The 18,143-nt window shown below is 63.0% G+C and carries 16 protein-coding genes; 2 read left to right on the top strand and 14 right to left on the bottom strand.

Annotated features, from left to right (window positions below; genetic code table 11):
* Positions 1 to 81: 81 nt before the first annotated feature.
* A complete protein-coding gene (gene gltX / locus ACNQ62_RS09065; RefSeq protein ID WP_418094728.1) occupies positions 82 to 1,482 on the bottom strand; it encodes a glutamate--tRNA ligase in 1,401 nt (466 codons plus the stop codon).
* A gap of 126 nt (positions 1,483 to 1,608) precedes the next feature.
* Between gltX and ACNQ62_RS09060 the strand changes: the two genes are divergently transcribed.
* Positions 1,609 to 3,657, top strand: a complete 2,049-nt coding sequence (locus ACNQ62_RS09060; protein WP_418094727.1) for a ComEC/Rec2 family competence protein — start codon at positions 1,609 to 1,611, stop codon at positions 3,655 to 3,657.
* A 6-nt stretch (positions 3,658 to 3,663) separates the two neighbouring features.
* Here the strand turns inward: ACNQ62_RS09060 and lexA are convergent, their stop codons facing one another.
* The 7 genes from lexA to ACNQ62_RS09025 form a co-directional block, all read right to left on the bottom strand.
* Positions 3,664 to 4,362 (bottom strand): transcriptional repressor LexA, encoded by a 699-nt coding sequence (gene lexA / locus ACNQ62_RS09055; protein ID WP_418094726.1) that lies wholly within the window; start codon positions 4,360 to 4,362, stop codon positions 3,664 to 3,666.
* Between the two features lie 62 nt (positions 4,363 to 4,424).
* Positions 4,425 to 5,597, bottom strand: a complete 1,173-nt coding sequence (gene glp, locus ACNQ62_RS09050) for a gephyrin-like molybdotransferase Glp (protein WP_418094725.1) — start codon at positions 5,595 to 5,597, stop codon at positions 4,425 to 4,427.
* Positions 5,594 to 6,067, bottom strand: coding sequence for a cyclic pyranopterin monophosphate synthase MoaC (moaC, locus tag ACNQ62_RS09045; protein ID WP_037944424.1), 474 nt, complete (start codon positions 6,065 to 6,067; stop codon positions 5,594 to 5,596). The genes glp and moaC overlap by 4 nt, the downstream gene beginning before the upstream one ends.
* Complete coding sequence (gene trpC / locus ACNQ62_RS09040; RefSeq protein ID WP_418094724.1) at positions 6,067 to 6,891, bottom strand: indole-3-glycerol phosphate synthase TrpC; 825 nt, start codon at positions 6,889 to 6,891, stop codon at positions 6,067 to 6,069. The genes moaC and trpC overlap by 1 nt, the downstream gene beginning before the upstream one ends.
* Positions 6,888 to 7,556 (bottom strand): uracil-DNA glycosylase, encoded by a 669-nt coding sequence (locus ACNQ62_RS09035; RefSeq protein WP_418094723.1) that lies wholly within the window; start codon positions 7,554 to 7,556, stop codon positions 6,888 to 6,890. Before ACNQ62_RS09035 ends, trpC begins: the two co-directional genes overlap by 4 nt.
* Complete coding sequence (gene trpD / locus ACNQ62_RS09030; RefSeq protein ID WP_037944420.1) at positions 7,553 to 8,572, bottom strand: anthranilate phosphoribosyltransferase; 1,020 nt, start codon at positions 8,570 to 8,572, stop codon at positions 7,553 to 7,555. Before trpD ends, ACNQ62_RS09035 begins: the two co-directional genes overlap by 4 nt.
* Complete coding sequence (locus tag ACNQ62_RS09025; RefSeq protein ID WP_005853838.1) at positions 8,569 to 9,150, bottom strand: anthranilate synthase component II; 582 nt, start codon at positions 9,148 to 9,150, stop codon at positions 8,569 to 8,571. Before ACNQ62_RS09025 ends, trpD begins: the two co-directional genes overlap by 4 nt.
* A gap of 158 nt (positions 9,151 to 9,308) precedes the next feature.
* On the opposite strand from ACNQ62_RS09025, the gene ACNQ62_RS09020 reads away from it, so the two are divergent.
* Positions 9,309 to 10,907 (top strand): divergent polysaccharide deacetylase family protein, encoded by a 1,599-nt coding sequence (locus ACNQ62_RS09020; protein WP_418094722.1) that lies wholly within the window; start codon positions 9,309 to 9,311, stop codon positions 10,905 to 10,907.
* A gap of 65 nt (positions 10,908 to 10,972) precedes the next feature.
* Here the strand turns inward: ACNQ62_RS09020 and ACNQ62_RS09015 are convergent, their stop codons facing one another.
* The 6 genes from ACNQ62_RS09015 to fabI form a co-directional block, all read right to left on the bottom strand.
* On the bottom strand, positions 10,973 to 12,013 hold the full coding sequence (locus tag ACNQ62_RS09015) for a succinylglutamate desuccinylase/aspartoacylase family protein (RefSeq protein WP_074634370.1): 1,041 nt from the start codon (positions 12,011 to 12,013) through the stop codon (positions 10,973 to 10,975).
* A gap of 2 nt (positions 12,014 to 12,015) precedes the next feature.
* Positions 12,016 to 13,527 carry an anthranilate synthase component I gene (gene trpE / locus ACNQ62_RS09010; RefSeq protein ID WP_005853832.1) on the bottom strand — a complete coding sequence of 504 codons (1,512 nt, stop codon included), beginning with the start codon at positions 13,525 to 13,527 and terminating at the stop codon, positions 12,016 to 12,018.
* Between the two features lie 12 nt (positions 13,528 to 13,539).
* The gene (locus ACNQ62_RS09005) at positions 13,540 to 15,384 is read right to left on the bottom strand and encodes a peptidyl-prolyl cis-trans isomerase (protein WP_418094721.1); all 1,845 of its coding nucleotides are present in this window, start codon (positions 15,382 to 15,384) and stop codon (positions 13,540 to 13,542) included.
* 67 nt (positions 15,385 to 15,451) lie between these two features.
* Positions 15,452 to 16,618, bottom strand: a complete 1,167-nt coding sequence (locus ACNQ62_RS09000; protein WP_132997233.1) for an aminotransferase — start codon at positions 16,616 to 16,618, stop codon at positions 15,452 to 15,454.
* 135 nt (positions 16,619 to 16,753) lie between these two features.
* Complete coding sequence (gpt, locus tag ACNQ62_RS08995; protein ID WP_005853828.1) at positions 16,754 to 17,266, bottom strand: xanthine phosphoribosyltransferase; 513 nt, start codon at positions 17,264 to 17,266, stop codon at positions 16,754 to 16,756.
* 4 nt (positions 17,267 to 17,270) lie between these two features.
* Positions 17,271 to 18,077, bottom strand: coding sequence for an enoyl-ACP reductase FabI (gene fabI / locus ACNQ62_RS08990; RefSeq protein ID WP_005853827.1), 807 nt, complete (start codon positions 18,075 to 18,077; stop codon positions 17,271 to 17,273).
* Positions 18,078 to 18,143 lie beyond the last annotated feature (66 nt).

Raw genomic sequence — 18,143 nt, 5'->3', positions numbered from 1 at the left:
TATGCCGTCGACTGGGGAGATACCGAAACGGTCCGCCCCTCAGTTATTGTTGTGCATATCAGGAATATGCTTTTGCATATCTTAGATAGCCGCATCGTTTAAACGGGCAAGGCTTTCGTCACGCCCAAGTACCAGCATCATATCGAAAACTGATGGGGTTGCTGCCCGCCCGGCGAGTGCTGCGCGCAGCGGCCCCGCCAGTTTGCCGAATTTGGTGTCCCGAGCGGCGGCAAAGCCGTTCAGCGCCTCCTCCAGCGTTTCTCTGTCCCAAGTAACATTCTGCAACTGCGGCGTCAATTCAGTCAGCATACCACGGGATACATTGTCCAAGTGCTTGTCTGCCTTCTCGTCCGGTTGGATGGGGCGTTCGGCGAGGATAAATTCAGCTTTTTCAAGAAGATCAGGGAATTTCTTCGCGCGATCCTTTAAGCAATACATCGCCCGCTCCAACCCGTCAGCTTGCGCATTTGTGAGCGCGGGCAGACCGGCAGCGGTCAAATAGGCCTCGATCTCGTGCCGCAATGCAGCATCATCCGCGGCGGCGATGTGCTGCCCGCAGATGTTTTCCAGCTTCTTGAGGTCGAATTGCGCGGGGCTTTTGCGGATACCGTCCAGATCGAACCATTCTTGCGCTTGGGCGTCGGTGAAGAATTCGTCGTCCCCATGGCTCCACCCCAGACGGGCGAGGTAGTTGCGCATACCGGCCGCGGGAAAGCCCATGGCCTGATATTCCTGCGCGCCCAAAGCGCCGTGACGTTTCGACAGTTTCTTGCCATCCGCGCCGTGGATCAGCGGGATATGCGCCCAGACCGGTACGTCCCAGCCCATGGCGTTGTAAATCATCATCTGGCGCGCGGCATTGTTGAGGTGATCATCCCCGCGGATCACATGGGTCACGCCCATGTCATGGTCATCAACAACAACGGCCAGCATATAGACGGGCGTACCATCGGAACGTAACAGCACCATGTCATCAAGCTGGTCGTTCCCGATCACCACGTCGCCCTGCACCGCGTCGAGGATGACGGTTTCGCCCGTCAACGGTGCCTTGATCCGGACGACATAGGGGGCGTCGGGGTGCGTTTCAGGCGCGGCGTCACGCCAAGGTGATTGGTACAGGGTGCTGCGCCCCTCGGCCTTGGCCTGATCCCGGAACGCGGCGATTTCTTCTTGCGAGGCAAAGCACTTATAGGCCTTTCCTTCGGCAAGAAGTTGCAGCGCCACCTCGGCGTGGCGGGGGGCGTTTTCGAACTGGCTGACCACGTCACCGTCGTGATCCAGTCCCAGCCACGCCATGCCCTGCAGAATCGCTTCGGTTGCCTCGGGGGTGTGGCGCTGGCGGTCGGTGTCTTCGATGCGCAGCAGGAATTTACCGCCCCGACCGCGTGCATAAAGCCAGCTGAACAGCGCCGTCCGCGCGCCACCGATATGCAGATAACCGGTAGGAGACGGGGCGAAACGGGTAACGACAGGCGTTGTCATGAGCGGAGGATCCTTTGCAGCAGAAGTTCACGGAAAACGCCCGTTCGGGGTGCCGTTTATCATTTGCTAACTCCTTTGGAGATAGCGTCCCCGACTATCTACCCAGTGCAGAGAACGGGGGCAAGTATGGGGCTGTTGTCCTATATGGCGCACAGCATGCGCGCACAGCGGGGGCATCTGATCGGCTGGGTGCCGGTGTGTCTGGCCGTGGGGATCGGCAGCTATTTTGGGCTGCGGGCCGAGCCTTCGCTGACTGTCCTGCTTTGGGTCGCGGGCGGGGCGGCGCTGCTGGGGGCTGCGGCCTTTCTGGCGGGCGAGGTCGCGGGGCCCGTTTTGTTGGGCGCGGCCTTGGTGTTGGTCGGTTTTGATCTGGCGGCGTGGCGTGCCCATGCTGTCGGCGGGCCGGTGCTGGGGTGGCGCTATTACGGCCCGATCGCGGGGCGCGTCGTGGCGGTGGATCGTAGCCAGTCCGACGCCTTGCGGCTGACGCTGGATCGGGTCGTGCTGGAACGGGTGTCTGCGCCTCGGACGCCGTTGCATGTGCGCGTGTCCTTGCACGGCGACAGACGCTTTGACGCGGATATCACGCCGGGGTTGGGGGTGATGACCACGGGGCATCTGTCGCCGCCAAGCGGCCCGGTAGAGCCTGAGGGGTTTGATTTCCAACGGCATGCATGGTTCGCAGGCCTGGGCGCTGTGGGGTACAGTCGCACCCCCTTACTGGCGGCGACACCGGCTGAGGCGGGGCATAGCGGGCTGGCGGTCTTTCGGGCGCGCATGGCGGCCTCGGCCCGGATTCAGCGGATCTTGCCGGGTGATATCGGCGGGTTTGCCACGGCGATCACCACCGGCGACCGCAGCGCCATCAGCCAGGACGCGCTGCAGGATCTGCGCGCCAGCAACCTTGCGCATCTACTGGCGATCTCGGGTTTGCACATGGGGTTGCTGAGCGCGGTGGTCTTTGGCGCGTTGCGGATCGTGCTGACGTTGGTGCCGTGGATCGCGCTGCGCTGGCCCACGCGCAGTATCGCAGCGGCAGGGGCGCTGGTGGCGGCCAGTGGCTATCTGCTGTTGTCGGGGGGTAATGTCGCAACCGAACGCGCGTTCATCATGGTCGCCGTTGCCCTTGGCGCGTTGATCATCGGGCGGCGGGCGCTGACCCTGCGGGCCGTGGCGATTGCGGCCACGATCGTATTGGTTCTGCGGCCAGAGGCAATGACGGGCCCGGGGTTCCAGATGTCCTTTGCGGCCACCACGGGGTTGGTTGCGATCTTTGGCTGGTTGCGCAACGCCGAGGTCTCGCTTGGGCCGAAGTGGCTGGCGCCAGCTGTGGCGACGGTGATCTCCTCGGCTGTGGCGGGGGGCTTTACCGCGCCCATCGGGGCGGCCCATTTCAACACAATCGCGCAATATGGCTTGGTCGCGAACCTGCTCTCGGTCCCGCTGATGGGGGTCTTGGTGATGCCGGCTGCGGTGGCGGCCTTGGTCATGGCTCCGCTGGGGCTAGAGTGGATCCCCCTGCAGGTCATGGGCGCAGGGTTGCGCTGGATCTTGCTGGTCGCGCAAGGCGTGGCAGAGATCGACGGGGCGCAGGGCCATGTGGCCGCCCCCGGCCTTTGGGTGCTGCCGCTGCTGGCGCTCGGGTTTTTGTGGCTGTTGCTGTGGCAGGGTTGGTTGCGGTTTGCCGGTCTGGGGGCCGTGATTGCGGCGGGGGTATTGTGGTACGGGGCAGAGCGTCCGACGGTACTGATCTCGGACACCGGCAGTCTGGTCGGGGTGATGACCCCCACGGGCCGTGCGCTGAGCAAGGCAAAAGGCGCAGGCTTTGTCGCGCTCAACTGGCTGGAGAATGACGGCGACGGCGCCGATCAGGCCCAAGCCGCAGCGCGTTGGCCCACAAGGTCAAAGATCGTGGGGCGAGAGGTGATCCACCTGTCCGGCAAACGCGCGCGCGCGGCGTTCGGGGCGTGCCGTGCGGATCAGATCATCGTGCTGTCAGTTGTGCCTGAACCGCCGCTGACGGGCAGCTGCGAGGTGTTTGACCCCGACCGGTTGCGATCCTCGGGGGCAGTCGCGCTCACCCTCGACAAGGGGCGGGTCACAATGCAAACGGCCCGCCAAAAGGCGGGCACGCGGTTGTGGACAGCATGGCCCAAGGAAAGGCCGCCGCGGTAGCAAGCATCAGTAGGTGCGGATCAACCCGACCAGACGTCCCTGTACCTTGACCTTATCCGACGGCAGCACCCGCGTTTCATAGGCGGGGTTAGCGGCTTCCAGTGCGATAGAGCTGCCGTGACGGCGGAATTTCTTGAGCGTCGCCTCGTGGTCTTCGACCAGCGCAACCACGATATCCCCATCATCCGCGACAGAGGTTTCGCGGATGATCACCACGTCGCCATCATTGATCCCAGCGTCGATCATGGAATCACCTTGCACCTCAAGCGCGTAATGTTCGCCGCTGCCACTGATCATCCCGCCGGGGACGGCGACGGATTGGGTCATGGTGCTGATCGCCTCGATCGGGACACCGGCGGCGATCCGGCCCATCATCGGCACATCAAAGGACGACGCGCTGACCGGCTGCGCGGCAGAAGGGGGCGGCCCATCGGGGCGGTCGCCGTCAATCACGCGCGGGGTAAAGCCCGCACCGGACAGGCTGCCCAAGCTATCGGGCAGTTTCACCACCTCTATCGCGCGGGCGCGATGCGCCAGGCGGCGGATGAATCCGCGTTCCTCAAGCGCTGTGATCAGACGGTGGATGCCGGATTTGGACCGCAGATCAAGCGCTTCTTTCATCTCGTCAAAGCTGGGCGGCACGCCGTCGCGCTGCACACGTTTGTGAATAAAGGCCAGCAGATCGAGTTGTTTCTTGGTCAGCATCCGGACATTCCCCGTTTCTATTTGGGGTTTGTTCTAGGGATGTTCCTGTTTTGTGTCAACCGTCAGAGGGGAATACAGCCTATGATCTCTCCGGCTGCGCGGGCCCCATCGTGGGGCGGGCGGACCATCAGGACATCGGCGCGCGACAGGATACCCAGCAGCGAACTGTCCTGATTGTCTTCGGGCAGGACGGCACCGTCACGGACCATCGCACGCATATAATGTTCGCGTGGCCCATTGGCGGGCAGATCGACGCCAAGCGGCAGATCGATCCGTGCGGCGGGCGCGGCGGGCAGGTCCAGCATCTTGCGCAGTACCGGCACGACAAAGACCGTCCCGCAGACCATGGCCGACACCGGATTGCCGGGCAGGCCGATCATCGGGACATCACGCAGCCGCCCCGCCATAAGAGGTTTCCCGGGGCGCATCGCGACTTTGTAGAAAGACTGCTCCATCCCCATTTGGGCGGCGACGGGGGCGACCAGATCGTGGTCTCCGACAGAGGCACCGCCGATGGTGATAATCAGATCGGCATCCTGCGCCATGGTGAAGGCTTGGGTCAGCGAGGGCACCGTGTCGCGGGCAATCGGGATCATGCGGCACTGCGCGCCATGCTGTTCGAGCAGGGCGGCCAGACCATAGGTATTGGAGGCGATGATCTGGTCGGGGTTCGGCACCTCGCCGGGTTGCACCAGCTCGTCCCCGGTGGCGATGATTGCGACGCGTGGTTTGGCATAGACCGGCACCGTCGCCACATTCATTGACGCCAGCAGCGCGATATCGGCAGGGCGCAGCAGACGCGGCGCATCCATCGTGTCGCCTGCATGGAAATCCCCACCGGCGGGGCGGATATTGGTCTTGGGGCCGATGTCATGGCCCAGCATGATCAGATCGCCGCGACGGGTCGTATCCTCTTGGATCACAACGAAATCTGCACCTTCGGGGACAGGGGCACCGGTAAAGATGCGCACGGCCTGACCGGCTTTTACCACACCGTCAAACCGATGGCCCGCCGCCGCTTCGCCAATGACCTTGAACATCGCGTCGGGCTCGACCTCTGTCTGGCGCAGGGCATAGCCATCCATAGAGGAGGCCGCGAAAGGCGGCTGGGTGCGGGTGGCAACAACATCGCGCGCCAGCACACGGCCCGCGGCCTGACGCAGCGGGACCGCTTCCACTTCGGTGGCGGTGACGAGATCGAAAAGATGCGACAGGGCGTCGCTGACAGAGATCATTCTGCCTCGTATCGGCCCGATTTGCCGCCGTCTTTCAGCACGACCCGCAGGCCGCCGATCTCCATGCCTTTGTCCACGGCCTTGGCCATGTCATAGACGGTCAGCGCGGTGACAGAGGCGGCGGTCAGCGCCTCCATCTCGACGCCGGTCTGTCCGGTGGTCTTAACGGTCGCGGCGATGCGCAGGCCGGGCAGGTCGGCATCGGGTGTCAGTTCAACTGACACTTTGGTGATCGGCAGAGGGTGGCACAGCGGAATGAGATCGGCGGTGCGTTTTGCAGCCATGATCCCCGCCAGACGGGCCACACCCATGACGTCACCCTTTTTGGCGCGTCCTTCGGTAATGATATCAAAGGTTTCGCGCAACATTTTGATGTGGGTTTCAGCAACGGCCACCCGCGACGTCACGGGTTTGTCCGACACGTCGACCATATGCGCGTCACCCTTACCGTCAAAATGCGTCAGCGCCATTACATGCCCCCCGGCCGCAGCGGTGTGGCTAGCAAGTTGCGGGTTGCGACCTCTACATCGTCCTGACGCATCAGGCTTTCCCCGATCAGGAACACGCGTGATCCGTATTTCGCCATATCGGCCAGATCTTCGGGCGTGTTCAGCCCGCTTTCAGACACGATCATCTTTTCCACATCCACATGTTTCGACAGGCGGCGCGTGGTATCAAGCGTCGTCTCGAAGGTTTTTAGGTTGCGGTTGTTGATCCCCATCATGCGGCTTTTCAGCACGGCGGCGCGGTCCAGCTCTTCCTTGTCATGCACCTCGATCAGCGCGTCCATGCCCCATTGGGCGGCGGCGTCCTCAAGCTCGATCGCTTGGGCATCGCTGACAGAGGCCATGATGATCAGGATACAATCGGCCCCAAGCGCGCGGGCTTCGGCGACCTGATAGGGGTCGTACATGAAATCCTTGCGCAGCACGGGCAGGGTGCAGGCCTCGCGGGCCGCGACAAGATATTCCTTGGCCCCCTGAAAGCTGGGCGTGTCTGTCAGCACCGACAGACAGGTCGCGCCACCGGCGGCATAGGCAGCGGCCAGTTTGGCGGGGTCAAAATCGGCGCGGATCAACCCTTTTGACGGGCTTGCCTTCTTGACCTCGGCAATCAGCCCGTACCCCTCGCGCGAGGCGTCGAACAATGCGTCGGCAAAGGGGCGCACGGGCGAGGCGGCGCGCGCCTCTGCCTCTACGGCCTCGAGCGGTTTGGCGGCCTTGTCGGCGGCGATCTCTTCCAGCTTGTAGGCTTTGATCTTGTCTAGGATGGTGCCAGTGTTGGTATCGGTCATGATGTCTCCGGTGTTACCCAGTTTATGGCCGCTTGGCCTTGGGCGTGCAACCAGTCATTGCAGCGCGAGAAGGGGCGTGACCCGAAAAACCCACGCCGCGCGGACAGGGGCGACGGGTGCGCGGTTTCGAGTTTGAAGTTCGGTCCCCCGTCCACATCCCGCGCGACTTTCTGGGCATGCGCACCCCACAGCAAATAGGCGCGGGGACGGTCGGCCAAGCGGCCAAGAATTTGCGTGGTCAGCTGCTGCCAGCCCAGTTTCCCATGGCCGCCTGCGTCCCCCGCAGGCACGGTCAATGTGGTATTTAACAACAGCACGCCCTGATCCGCCCAGAACCGCAGATCGGCATCCGGTGGGCAGGTGCCGATGTCATCCACCATTTCCTTATAGATATTGGACAGAGAACGGGGCAGCGGTTTGGTATCGGCGCGCGCGGAAAAGGCAAAGCCGTGGGCATGGCCGGGGGTGGGATAGGGATCTTGCCCCAGGATCACCACGCGCACCGCGTCGGGCTGGGTATGTTCCAGCGCGGCGAAAACCTGCGGTCGGGGCGGCAGCGTCTCGCGCGGTTCCGCAGCCAGCGCGGCGGCGATGCCGGGCAGGGTATCGTCAAAGAACGCAAGGTCGCGCCAGGCCCCGAGGCGCGACAGGTCAAAACGGCTCATGCGGTCTGGGTGATCCGCGCGACTTGGGTGATCTTGTCACGGGCCGCACCGCTGTCGATGCTGTGGCGCGCCATCTCTACCCCCGCTTTCAGATCGGGCGCGGCATCGGCCACGACCAGCGCCGCCGCCGAATTGAGCAAGACCGCATCGCGGTAGGCCGATGGGGTTCCGTCCAGCAGCGCGTTGAAATCACGCGCGTTTTCTTCGGGTGTGCCGCCGACAATATCCTCGAACGGATGGACCGGCAGGCCCGCGTCTTCGGGCGTGATCTCGAATTCGGAAATGGTGCCATCAGGGTTCAGCGCGGCGATCCAGCTGGTGCCGGTGATCGTCAGCTCGTCCGTCCCGTCGGAGCCATGCACAAGCCACGCTTTTTCAGAGCCAAGCGCGCCAAGTGTTTCGGCCATCGGGCGGATGAGATCGCGGCGATAGGCCCCGGTCAACTGCCGTTTGACGCCCGCAGGGTTTGTCAGCGGGCCGAGGATGTTGAAGATCGTGCGCGTGCCCAGTTCGGACCGTGTGGGCATGACATGGGCAATCGCGGGATGGTGCATCGGGGCCATCATAAAGCCGATGCCCGCATCGCGCAGGGCGGCCTCGACCACCTTTGGTCCGACCATCACCTTGAGCCCCATCTGCGTCAGCGCATCCGCCGCGCCGGATTTGGACGACAGGTTGCGGTTGCCATGTTTCGCCACCACGACGCCCGCGCCGGCCACGACAAAGGCCGTCGCGGTAGAGATATTCAGCGTGCCCTTGCCATCACCGCCGGTGCCCACGATGTCCATCGCGCCCTCGGGGGCGGTGACGGGGTTGCATTTGGCGCGCATGACATGGGCGGCGGCGGCATATTCATCCACCGTCTCGCCACGGGTGCGCAGGGCCATCAGGAAACCACCGATCTGGCTGGGGGTCGCTTCGCCCTCAAACAGGATCTGGAACGCGGTCTCGGCCTGATCCCGGGTCAGCGGGCCATTGGCGGCCGCATCGATCAGAGGTTTCAGAGCATCGCTCATGCGGGCACCTTTACGTTGTTCAGGAAGTTTTGCAGCATCTGGTGACCGTGATCCGAACGGATCGATTCCGGGTGGAACTGCACGCCATGCAGCGGCAGGTCACGGTGCTGCAGGCCCATGATCGTGCCGTCCTCAAGCTCTGCCGTGATCTCAAGACAGTCGGGCAGGGTGGCGCGGTCAACGATCAGCGAATGATAGCGTGTCGCGGCAAAGGGCGATGGCAGCCCCGCAAAGACGCCCTGACCCTTGTGGTGCATCATGCCCATCTTGCCGTGCACGATCTCGCCCGCGCGCACGACCTTGCCGCCGAACGCCTGACCCAGCGTCTGATGGCCAAGGCACACACCCAACAGCGGCGTGCTTGTCTCGGCGGCGGCTGCGGTCAGCGCAAGGCAGATGCCCGCTTGATCCGGGTCGCAGGGGCCGGGCGACAGGATGATCCCCGCGGGGTTCATCGCCATCGCGGCCTGCACGTCGATCTGGTCGTTGCGGCGGATTTCGACTTCGGCCCCGAGGTCACCCAGATAGTGTACGAGGTTGTAGGTGAAGCTATCGTAGTTATCTATCAAGAGCAGCATGCGGCAATTCTTTGTATTGGGGCAGGGTTTAGGGCTAGAGGAACCGCGCAAAACCACGGTATAATGTCCGCTGATACATGTTCAGGGTTAAGACCTATCGTCAAGGGCAGCAGGCCGGAGAGCCGCGCGAACCGGAACAAAAACAGGAGCGATCATCTATGTCACGCGGGTTTATTGGCGGCATCCTTATTGGTGCGGTATTCAGTGTCGGCGTCGCCGGTGTCGCGTCCTTCATGGTGCCTATGGGGCCCGCGCCCTTGCAAGACACGCCTGTGCCAAGTGACGCGCCTGACGACGAGCGCGCGACCAACGCGCCCGAAATGGCGGAACCCCCGGTGGTAGCGGCTGATGAAACGCCCCTGACGGCGGCTGAGGACACTAACGAGGATGTGATCACGCCAGAGCCGGAGCCAGTTGTCGAAGAGCCTGTCGTCGAGGAGCCTGTCGTTGAACCAGAGCCCGAGACTGTGCCGCGAGCCGAGGTCACACCAGAAGTAGAAGCACCGGTCACGCAAGAGGCTGTGCAAGACATTCCTTCAGAGGACGCGCCGGACGTCGCGGCAGCGCCTGAGACGGTAGAGCCTGAACCACAGCCCGAGCCAGAGGTCGCCCCAACGCCGCAACCCGCGCCGCAGATCGCGCAGGATATCGACGCGACAGCTCCCGTGACCGTGCCCGATGCGGCTGCACCGAAGATCACGCTTGATGATCCTGTCTTGCCCAATCCGATGGCGCTCGCACCGATGGAACCGACCGAGCCGGATGCGCTTGGCATCGAGACCCGGACAGCACCGCCCGTCACCGCCGATGAAAGCGTCGACGCCCCCGTGTCGCCCACGCCGGACACCGATGTCGCCACCGCGCCAAGCGCGCCCGACGCGCAACCCGAAGAAGCCCCTGCCGATGTTGTTTTTGGCGCGCCCGAGCAGCGCACAGACGGGCGGCCCACAATCGGCACCCCTGCGGCGATCACCTCTGAGCGGGATACGGGCGTGACGATCAACCGCCTGCCGACCGCCCAATCGGGCGAACAGACCGCCCCCGAGGCGCAAGCCACCGCACAAAGCCCCGCCATCACCCGGTATGGCCAGCCTTTCGCGAATCCTGATGACAAACCGCTGATGAGCGTCCTGTTGATGGACGTGGGCAGTGATCTGCAAGGGGGCGAGGTCGGTATCGCCGCGCTGCGCAGCTTTCCCTATCCGCTGAGCTTTGCCGTCGACGTCAGCCTGCCCGACGCGGCAGAGCGCATGCAGACCTACCGCAACGAAGGGTTCGAGGTGCTGGCGATGGTCGACCTGCCCCAAGGCGCGCAGCCAAGCGATGCAGAGACCACGCTGGCGGTTGCCTTCTCGCGCATGCCCGAAGTGATCGGCGTGCTTGAAGGGCAGGGTGCCGGGCTGCAACCCGACCGCGCGACAGCAGATCAGGTGACTGCGATCCTTGGGCAGGGGGGCTATGGCCTTGTGACTCAGGACAAGGGGCTGAACACGATGCCCAAGCTTGCAGTGAAAGAGGGCGTGCCCGCAGCACCCGTGTTCCGCGACTTTGATAGCAAGGGGCAGACGCCCACCGTGATCCGACGGTTCCTTGATCAGGCCGCGTTCAAGGCGGGGATCGAAGGGTCGGTGATCATGATGGGGCGGATGCGGCCCGAGACGATCTCGGCGCTGTTGGTCTGGGGGTTGCAGGACCGTGCCAGCCAAGTCGCACTTGCCCCTGTCTCAGCCGTGCTGAAAAACGCGACGCCTGAATGATCTACCGGTAAAGCCATCGAAACCTGCGCGTTGCGCGGGCTTCGACGTGCTTGGATGTGATCTGCCTAGATAATCTCGTCTTCGTCGAACAGTGGGTCGCTTTCGAGCTGCGTGATCATATCCTCGACCGTGTCTGCCACGGCCTTGGGCAGCAGCTTTGCCAAGTGGAAGACAGCGTCGCCCTCGTTCACCACGGGCAGGATCGCGCGGCCGATCAGGATACCGTCATGGGGGGCGATAATATCCTCTTCGGTCTTGCCGAACGGGTCAGAGACTGTCGCCAGCGCGTCGCCCTGTTTCACGGTCTCCCCCTCGGCCCTGAAGGTACGCAGCAGCCCACCCACGGGCGCGCGCAGCCAGGTCGAGCTTGAGCAGACATGGGACTGCCTGCGCGAGGGGGCGATGCCCTTGGCCGGCAGCATGTCTTCGGCATGCATGACCCGCAAGATACCCGCAACGCCCGCGCGCACCGCCATTTCGTCAAAGCGCAGCCCTTCGCCCGCCTCATACAGCAGCACCGGCGTGCCCTTGGCGGCGGCGACCGCGCGCAGCGATCCGTCGCGCAGGGGCGAGGTCAGCACCACCGGTGCGGCAAAGCTGGCGGCCATGCGCCGCGTCACCGCATCTGAAGGAGAGATACGCACCTGCGGCAGGTTGGTCCGGTGGATCGCGGCCGAATGTAGATCGATTCCGAAATCACAGCGCAGCACCACGTCGTTCAGAAAGATATGCGCCAGCCGTGACCCCAAAGACCCAGACGGGTGCCCCGGAAAACAGCGGTTCAGATCGCGCCGGTCCGGCAGATAGCGTGACCGGTTCAGGAAACCGAAAGAGTTCACCACCGGAATCACCAGCAGTGTCCCCCGCAGGGATTTCAACTGCGGTGCGCGAAGCAGACGGCGCACGATCTCGACCCCGATCAGCTCGTCCCCGTGAACAGCGGCGCTGACAAACATAGTGGGGCCAGGGCGCTTTCCGTGGATCACTTCAAGCGAGAGCCCGACAGGCGTGTGGTCCGGCAGGATCGAGATCGGCAAGTCGATCTGTGCCCGAGAGCCGGGTGCCACTTTGTGACCCGCAATCTCGAACGGGGCTTGGGTCGGCATCCTCAGCTGTTCCCTTGACCTGCGAAGCGTGCTGCATCGGCCGCCGCACGGCGGATCGCGTCGGATTTATGCACCGTCTCCATATACTCTGCCTCTGCGTCGCTGTCATAGACGACACCGCCACCGGCCTGAATATACAGGGTCTTGTCCTTGATGACGGCCGTGCGCAGGGCGATGCACATGTCCATGTCGCCGCCCGCGCTAAAGTAGCCAACACCGCCGCCGTAGAGCCCGCGTTTCTCGGGCTCCAACTCGTCGATAATTTCCATCGCGCGGACCTTGGGTGCACCTGACACTGTGCCCGCAGGCATCCCCGCAAAGAAGGCATCCAGCGCATCGCGGTCTTCGCGCAGCTCGCCCACGACATTGGACACGATGTGCATCACGTGGCTGTAGCGTTCGACGATGAATTCCTCGGTCGGGCGCACGGTGCCGATCTTGGCGACCCGGCCCACGTCATTGCGGCCCAGATCAAGCAGCATCAGATGTTCAGCCAGCTCTTTCTGGTCGGCCAGCAGATCAGCCTCCAGCGCGCGGTCTTCTTCCGGCGTGGCCCCGCGACGACGGGTACCTGCAACGGGGCGGATCGTGATCTCGTTGCCGAAGACGCGCACAAGGATCTCGGGCGAGGCCCCGACGACGTGGAAATCACCGAAGTTGAAATAGAACATGAAGGGCGACGGGTTGGTCCGGCGCAAACTGCGATACAGCGCAAAGGGCGGCTGAGAGAAGCCCTGCGCCCACCGTTGCGACGGCACCACCTGAAAGATGTCGCCCGCCACGATATATTCCCGCGCTTTTTCAACGGCGGATTTATAGCCTTCGCGGGTGAAATTGCTGACGGGGGCGGATTCTTCGTGGGCGTCGCCCAGATCACGGCTGGTGCCGGGCATCGACCGTTCCAGATCACGCACCGCATCCATCACGCGTTCGGCGGCTTGGGCATAAGCGGCCTTGGCCGATTGCCCGTCAGACACCCAAGCTGGCGACACGATCGTGACCTCGCCCTTGACCCCGTCAAGCACGGCAATCACCGAGGGGCGCACCATCATCGCATCGGGCAGCCCCATGGGATCGGGGTTCACATTCGGCAGATGCTCCACCAGCCGTATCATGTCATACCCCAGATAGCCGAACAGCCCGGCGGCGGCTTGCGGCAGGTCATCGGGCAGGTCGATCTTCGACTCCGCGATCACCGCTCGCAAAGTATCCAGCGGATCCCCCGCGACATCGTCGAAGGCATCCACGTCATAGCGTGCCGAACGGTTGATGGCCGACGTGGTGCCCTGACAGCGCCAGATCAGATCGGGCTTCATCCCGATAATCGAATAGCGCCCGCGGACCTCGCCGCCGGTCACAGATTCCAGCACAAAGGCGTTCTGTGCCGCACCGGTGAGCTTGAGCATCAGCGAAACAGGCGTGTCCAGATCGGCAGCCAGACGGGTGTAAACGATCTGGTTCTTGCCCGCCGCATAGCCTGCGGCAAAGCTGTCATAATCGGGTGTCAACGACATGGGAGACCTACCTTAGGGGAAGTTCACGTGGACGGCGTTGATCGCCTGCTGATCGACACGCGGTGCCGTGCGGCGGATCACGTCGTCAGAGAAAGCGGCGAAAAGCGCTTGCGACAGCTGGTCGTCCAGCTGGGTCGCGATCTGGGTTTTGACCTGCGTCATCCGGTCATTTTCGCCCGCGTCCTTGATGCTATCAAGACGGACTAGCGCGACCTCATCGGCACCTTCCAGCAGTTCCACCTCGCCGGGGGCTGCGTCAAACACAGCGGCGATGAACCCCTGCGGTGCGGCGCTGACCACGGCGTCGCGGGTCTGGTCGGTCCCGGTCTTGGGCTCCAGCCCCAGCTCGGCAAAATCAGCGCCATCGGCAAGCTCGGCCTGCAGGGTCTCGGCCTTGGCACGCAGGGCGGTGATCAATTGTTCGTTCTGCCACGCCTCGGCCACGTCTGCACGGGCGGCGTCAAACGGGTTGGGGCGTTCCTCTTTGGTGCCATCAAGACGCATGGCAAAAACGCTACCGTCATCCAGCTGTTGGATCTGGGGGAAGTCGCCTTCGGTCAGACGTGTCGCAGCCTCGCGGAAACCGGCATAGGCGGCGATGCCTTCGCTGCTGTCCTGCGTCCATTCGATGGTGCTGAGGGTCATTTTGCTTTCCTCTGCGATCTGTTCCAGCGTGGCACCACCGGCCAATTGGTCGTCCAGATCCTGGGCGCGGACCTCTACCAGACGGGCCGCGCGGTCCGCGGCAAGGTCTTGCACCAGCGTCGGACGGGCTTCTTCGAAGGTGGTATTCAGCGACGGCAGCACACCGTTCACACGGAACAATGCAGGCCCGAGGTTGCTGGGCAGCGGGCCGACAATATCACCCACTTCGGCAGCAAACACGGCGTCCCCTGCGGCACCAAGCTGTTGCTGGCTCAGATCGCCAAGATCCACATCCGACAGGGAAAGCCCACGGTCCGCGACCAGCCCCTCAAATGTGTTGCCATCCACCTCGAGCGCGGCGGCAGCTTGATCGGCGGCCTCCTGATCGCGGAAGACCAGACGTTCGACCAAGCGGCGTTCGGGCTGGATGTATTCATCCGCGCGGTCGTCATAGGCGGCCTGCAGCTCTTCGTCGGTCAGCTCTACCTCGTCCAGCAGATCCTGCGGGCCCATGGTGATATAGCTGATGGTCTTGCTGGCGGGCAGAATGAACTGATCGGCGTTCTCGTCGTAATAGGCCTGCAGCTGCGCATCGGTGGCGTCGGGCAGGGGCGCGTCCAGATCATCTTGCGTCAGTTTGGCCCAGGTAAAGCTGCGCTGCTCGCCCACATAGGAGACAAGCGTGTCGGCATAGGCGTCGGGCATCGCAACCCCGCCGGTGATCGCTTCCTGCAATAGGGTGCGGCCCGCTTCCTCGCGCAGGGACTGTTCGAATTCATTCTCGTTCAGACCGGCCTGCTGTAGGGCAAAGCGATAGCCCTCGCGGTCAAAATTCCCGTCAACGCCTTGAAACGACGGGATTTCCACAACGCGTTCACGCAGGTTCGCGTCGCCGATGGACAGGCCCATCTCGTCGGCCTCATTGTCGAGCGCGCGCAAACGGACCAGACGTTGCAGCACGGCACGGTCCAGCCCGATGGCTTGGGCTTCTTGAAAGCTAAGCTGTTCGCCGGACTGGCTTTCGATGGCGCGGATCTGCTGCTGCAGCTCGCGGGCGTAATCGTCAACCGAGATTGACTTGTCGCCCACTTCGCCGACAGTGCGTGCGCTGCCGTTCAGATTGACCGCGCCAAAACCGCCCAGACCCAGGATCAAAAGACCCATCAGCCCCCATACTGCGGTTTTCGTAAAGCTGTTGCCTTTGGCTTTCATGGTGTCATCCCTTAAACGCACGTTTTGCCCTGTCTATGCGGTGCGCGGCAGGGGGGCAAGAGCCGCGTTAGACCTGTGTCAGACGGTCAAACAGCACCTCGATGCCTGCGACATCCAGATTGGCAAAAGCGAGGCGCAGATGCCGCCCGCCGGTGATATCCTCTGCCGGATGGAACATGGTGCCGGGCAAGGTCAGCACGGCCGCCTCGCGCACCAGCCTCGGGGCCAATGTGGCAGAGCTTTCGTCAAAGGGATGCGAGAGATAGGCGAAATATCCGCCAAGCCCCAAAAGCTTCCAGCCTTTCGCGTCCAAACGATGCATACTGTCGGCAATCGCCTGTCGCCGCGCCAGGATCTCGCGCCGCTCGCCGGCTAGCCATGTGTCAAGGTTCTGCATCCCCCAAAGGGCGGCATGCTGGCCGATCTGGCCGGGGCAAATGGCGACGGTATCCAGGAACTTCTCAACCTCGGCAAGACGCGTCTGGGAGGCGACAATCGCGCCCACTCGGTGACCAGTCAGACGGTAGGCCTTTGAAAAAGAATATAAATGGATCAACGTATCGTGCCAGTCGGGGTCCTGAAACAGACGGTGCGGCGGGCCGGACCGACTGTCAAAGTCGCGATAGGTCTCGTCCAGGATCAGGGCGATACCGCGCGCACGGGCCAGATCGAAAAACGCCTGCACCAGCTCTTCGGGGTATTCAACGCCGCCGGGGTTGTTGGGCGTGACCAAGGCGATGGCACGGGTGCGGTCGGTGATCAGGGCGGCAGCCTGTTCCGGGTCGGGCAAGAGCGTATCGCCCACCGGCAGCGGCACGGCGGCGACACCCGACATATCCAGCCACATCTTGTGGTTAAAGTACCACGGCACCGGCAGGATCACCTCGTCCCCCTCGGCACAGAGCGTGGCAATCGCAGCGGCAAAGGCCTGGTTGCAGCCCGATGTAATCGCCGCTTGCGCGGGCTCTACCGCGCCAGCGTAATGGGCGCTGACCTGCGCGGCCAGTTCGTCGCGCAATTCGGGCAGACCCAGCACCGGCCCGTAAAGATGCGCATCATCGTTGTTCAGCGCGACATCAGCCATGGCCTGACGCATCGCCTGCGGGGGCGGATCGACAGGGGCGGCTTGGCTCACGTTGATCAGGGGCCGGTCGGCGTCAAAGTGGACGCCCGTCAACCAGCGGCGCGCCTCCATCACCGGAGGAGAGAAAGTCGCGGCGGTACGCGGGGTCATGGTCAATGCTCCTGACTGGGCGAGGGAGGGGGCGCTTCGGCAAGCGGACCAGCGCAAAGTCTGACACGGCGCGGGGCCGCTGCTTCCAAATGGTCCTAAATCCTCGCCGAAGGCAGGTATCTGCGGGGGTGCCGCTTAGTCTTTGCCGCGGTAGGGCTCTACATATTGCAGCGCCATATCCCAGGGGAAGAAAATCCAGGTATCCTGGCTGACTTCGGTAATGAAGGTATCCACCTGCGGGCGGCCCTTGGGCTTGGCATAGACGGTGGCCAGATGCGCATTGGGGTAAAGCTGGCGCACGACTTCAAGGGTCTTACCGGAATCCACCAGATCGTCGATGATCAGGATACCGGTGCCGTCGCCCATCAGCTCTGCGTCGGGGGCCTTGAGCACGACCGCGTCCGATTGATCCTGATGGTCATAGGACTTGATCGAAATCGTGTCGACGGTGCGGATATCCAGCTCGCGGGCGGCGATCATCGCGGGGGCCATCCCGCCACGGGTGATCGCAACCACAGCACGCCAGCCGCCGTCATCGGGGCCCATGCCGTCCAGACGCCACGCCAGCGCACGGCTGTCACGGTGGATCTGGTCCCAGCTGATGTGAAACCCTTTTTCATGGGGCAGGCGCGAGGCATCCTTGCTCATGTCGTTATTCCTTTGCCATGTCTGGGGCGTCGACGGCTTTCATGCCCACCACGTGATAGCCCGCATCCACATGCAGGTTCTCGCCCGTCGTGCCCGAGCCAAGATCGCTCAGCAGGAACAGCGCGGATTTACCCACATCGTCGATGGTCACGTTGCGACGCAGGGGCGAGTTATACTCGTTCCACTTCATGATATAGCGGAAGTCGCCGATGCCGGATGCGGCCAATGTTTTGATCGGGCCGGCGCTGATCGCGTTAACGCGGATGCCGTCCTTGCCCAGATCCTCGGCCAGATATTTGACTGATGCTTCCAGAGCGGCCTTGGCGACGCCCATCACATTATAATGCGGCATCACTTTTTCGGCACCGTAATAGGTGAGCGTGACCGCGCTGCCGCCGGACTTCATCATCTTTTCCGCGCGCTGCATCACAGCGGTGAAGGAGTAGACAGAGATATCCATCGACATCGCGAAATTGGCGCGGCTGGTGTCGACATAACGCCCGCGCAATTCGTTCTTGTCAGAGAACCCGATCGCGTGGACGATAAAGTCGATCCCGTCCCAGCGTTCGCCCAAAGCGGTAAACAGCGCGTCAATCGACTCTTCCGACCCCACATCGCAGGGCAGGACCAGATCGCTGCCCAGTTGTGCTGCCAGCGGATCGACCCGCTTTTTCAGCGCGTCGCCTTGATACGAGAATGCCAGCTCTGCACCGGCATCCGCGAGGGTGCGTGCGATGCCCCAGGCAATCGACTTGTCATTGGCGAGGCCCATGATAAGCCCACGTTTGCCTGCCATCAGGTCATTTGCCATTGTACTTCCTTCGACTATGTCACTGAACTTTTATCCGGTTTATGCTATTGATAGTTTGGCATCAAG

Origin of the sequence: Sulfitobacter sp. SBS6 (assembly GCF_048285585.1) — a bacterium.
In the GTDB taxonomy this organism is placed as follows: domain Bacteria; phylum Pseudomonadota; class Alphaproteobacteria; order Rhodobacterales; family Rhodobacteraceae; genus Sulfitobacter; species Sulfitobacter pontiacus.
This window is presented reverse-complemented; position numbering and strand designations above follow the sequence as displayed.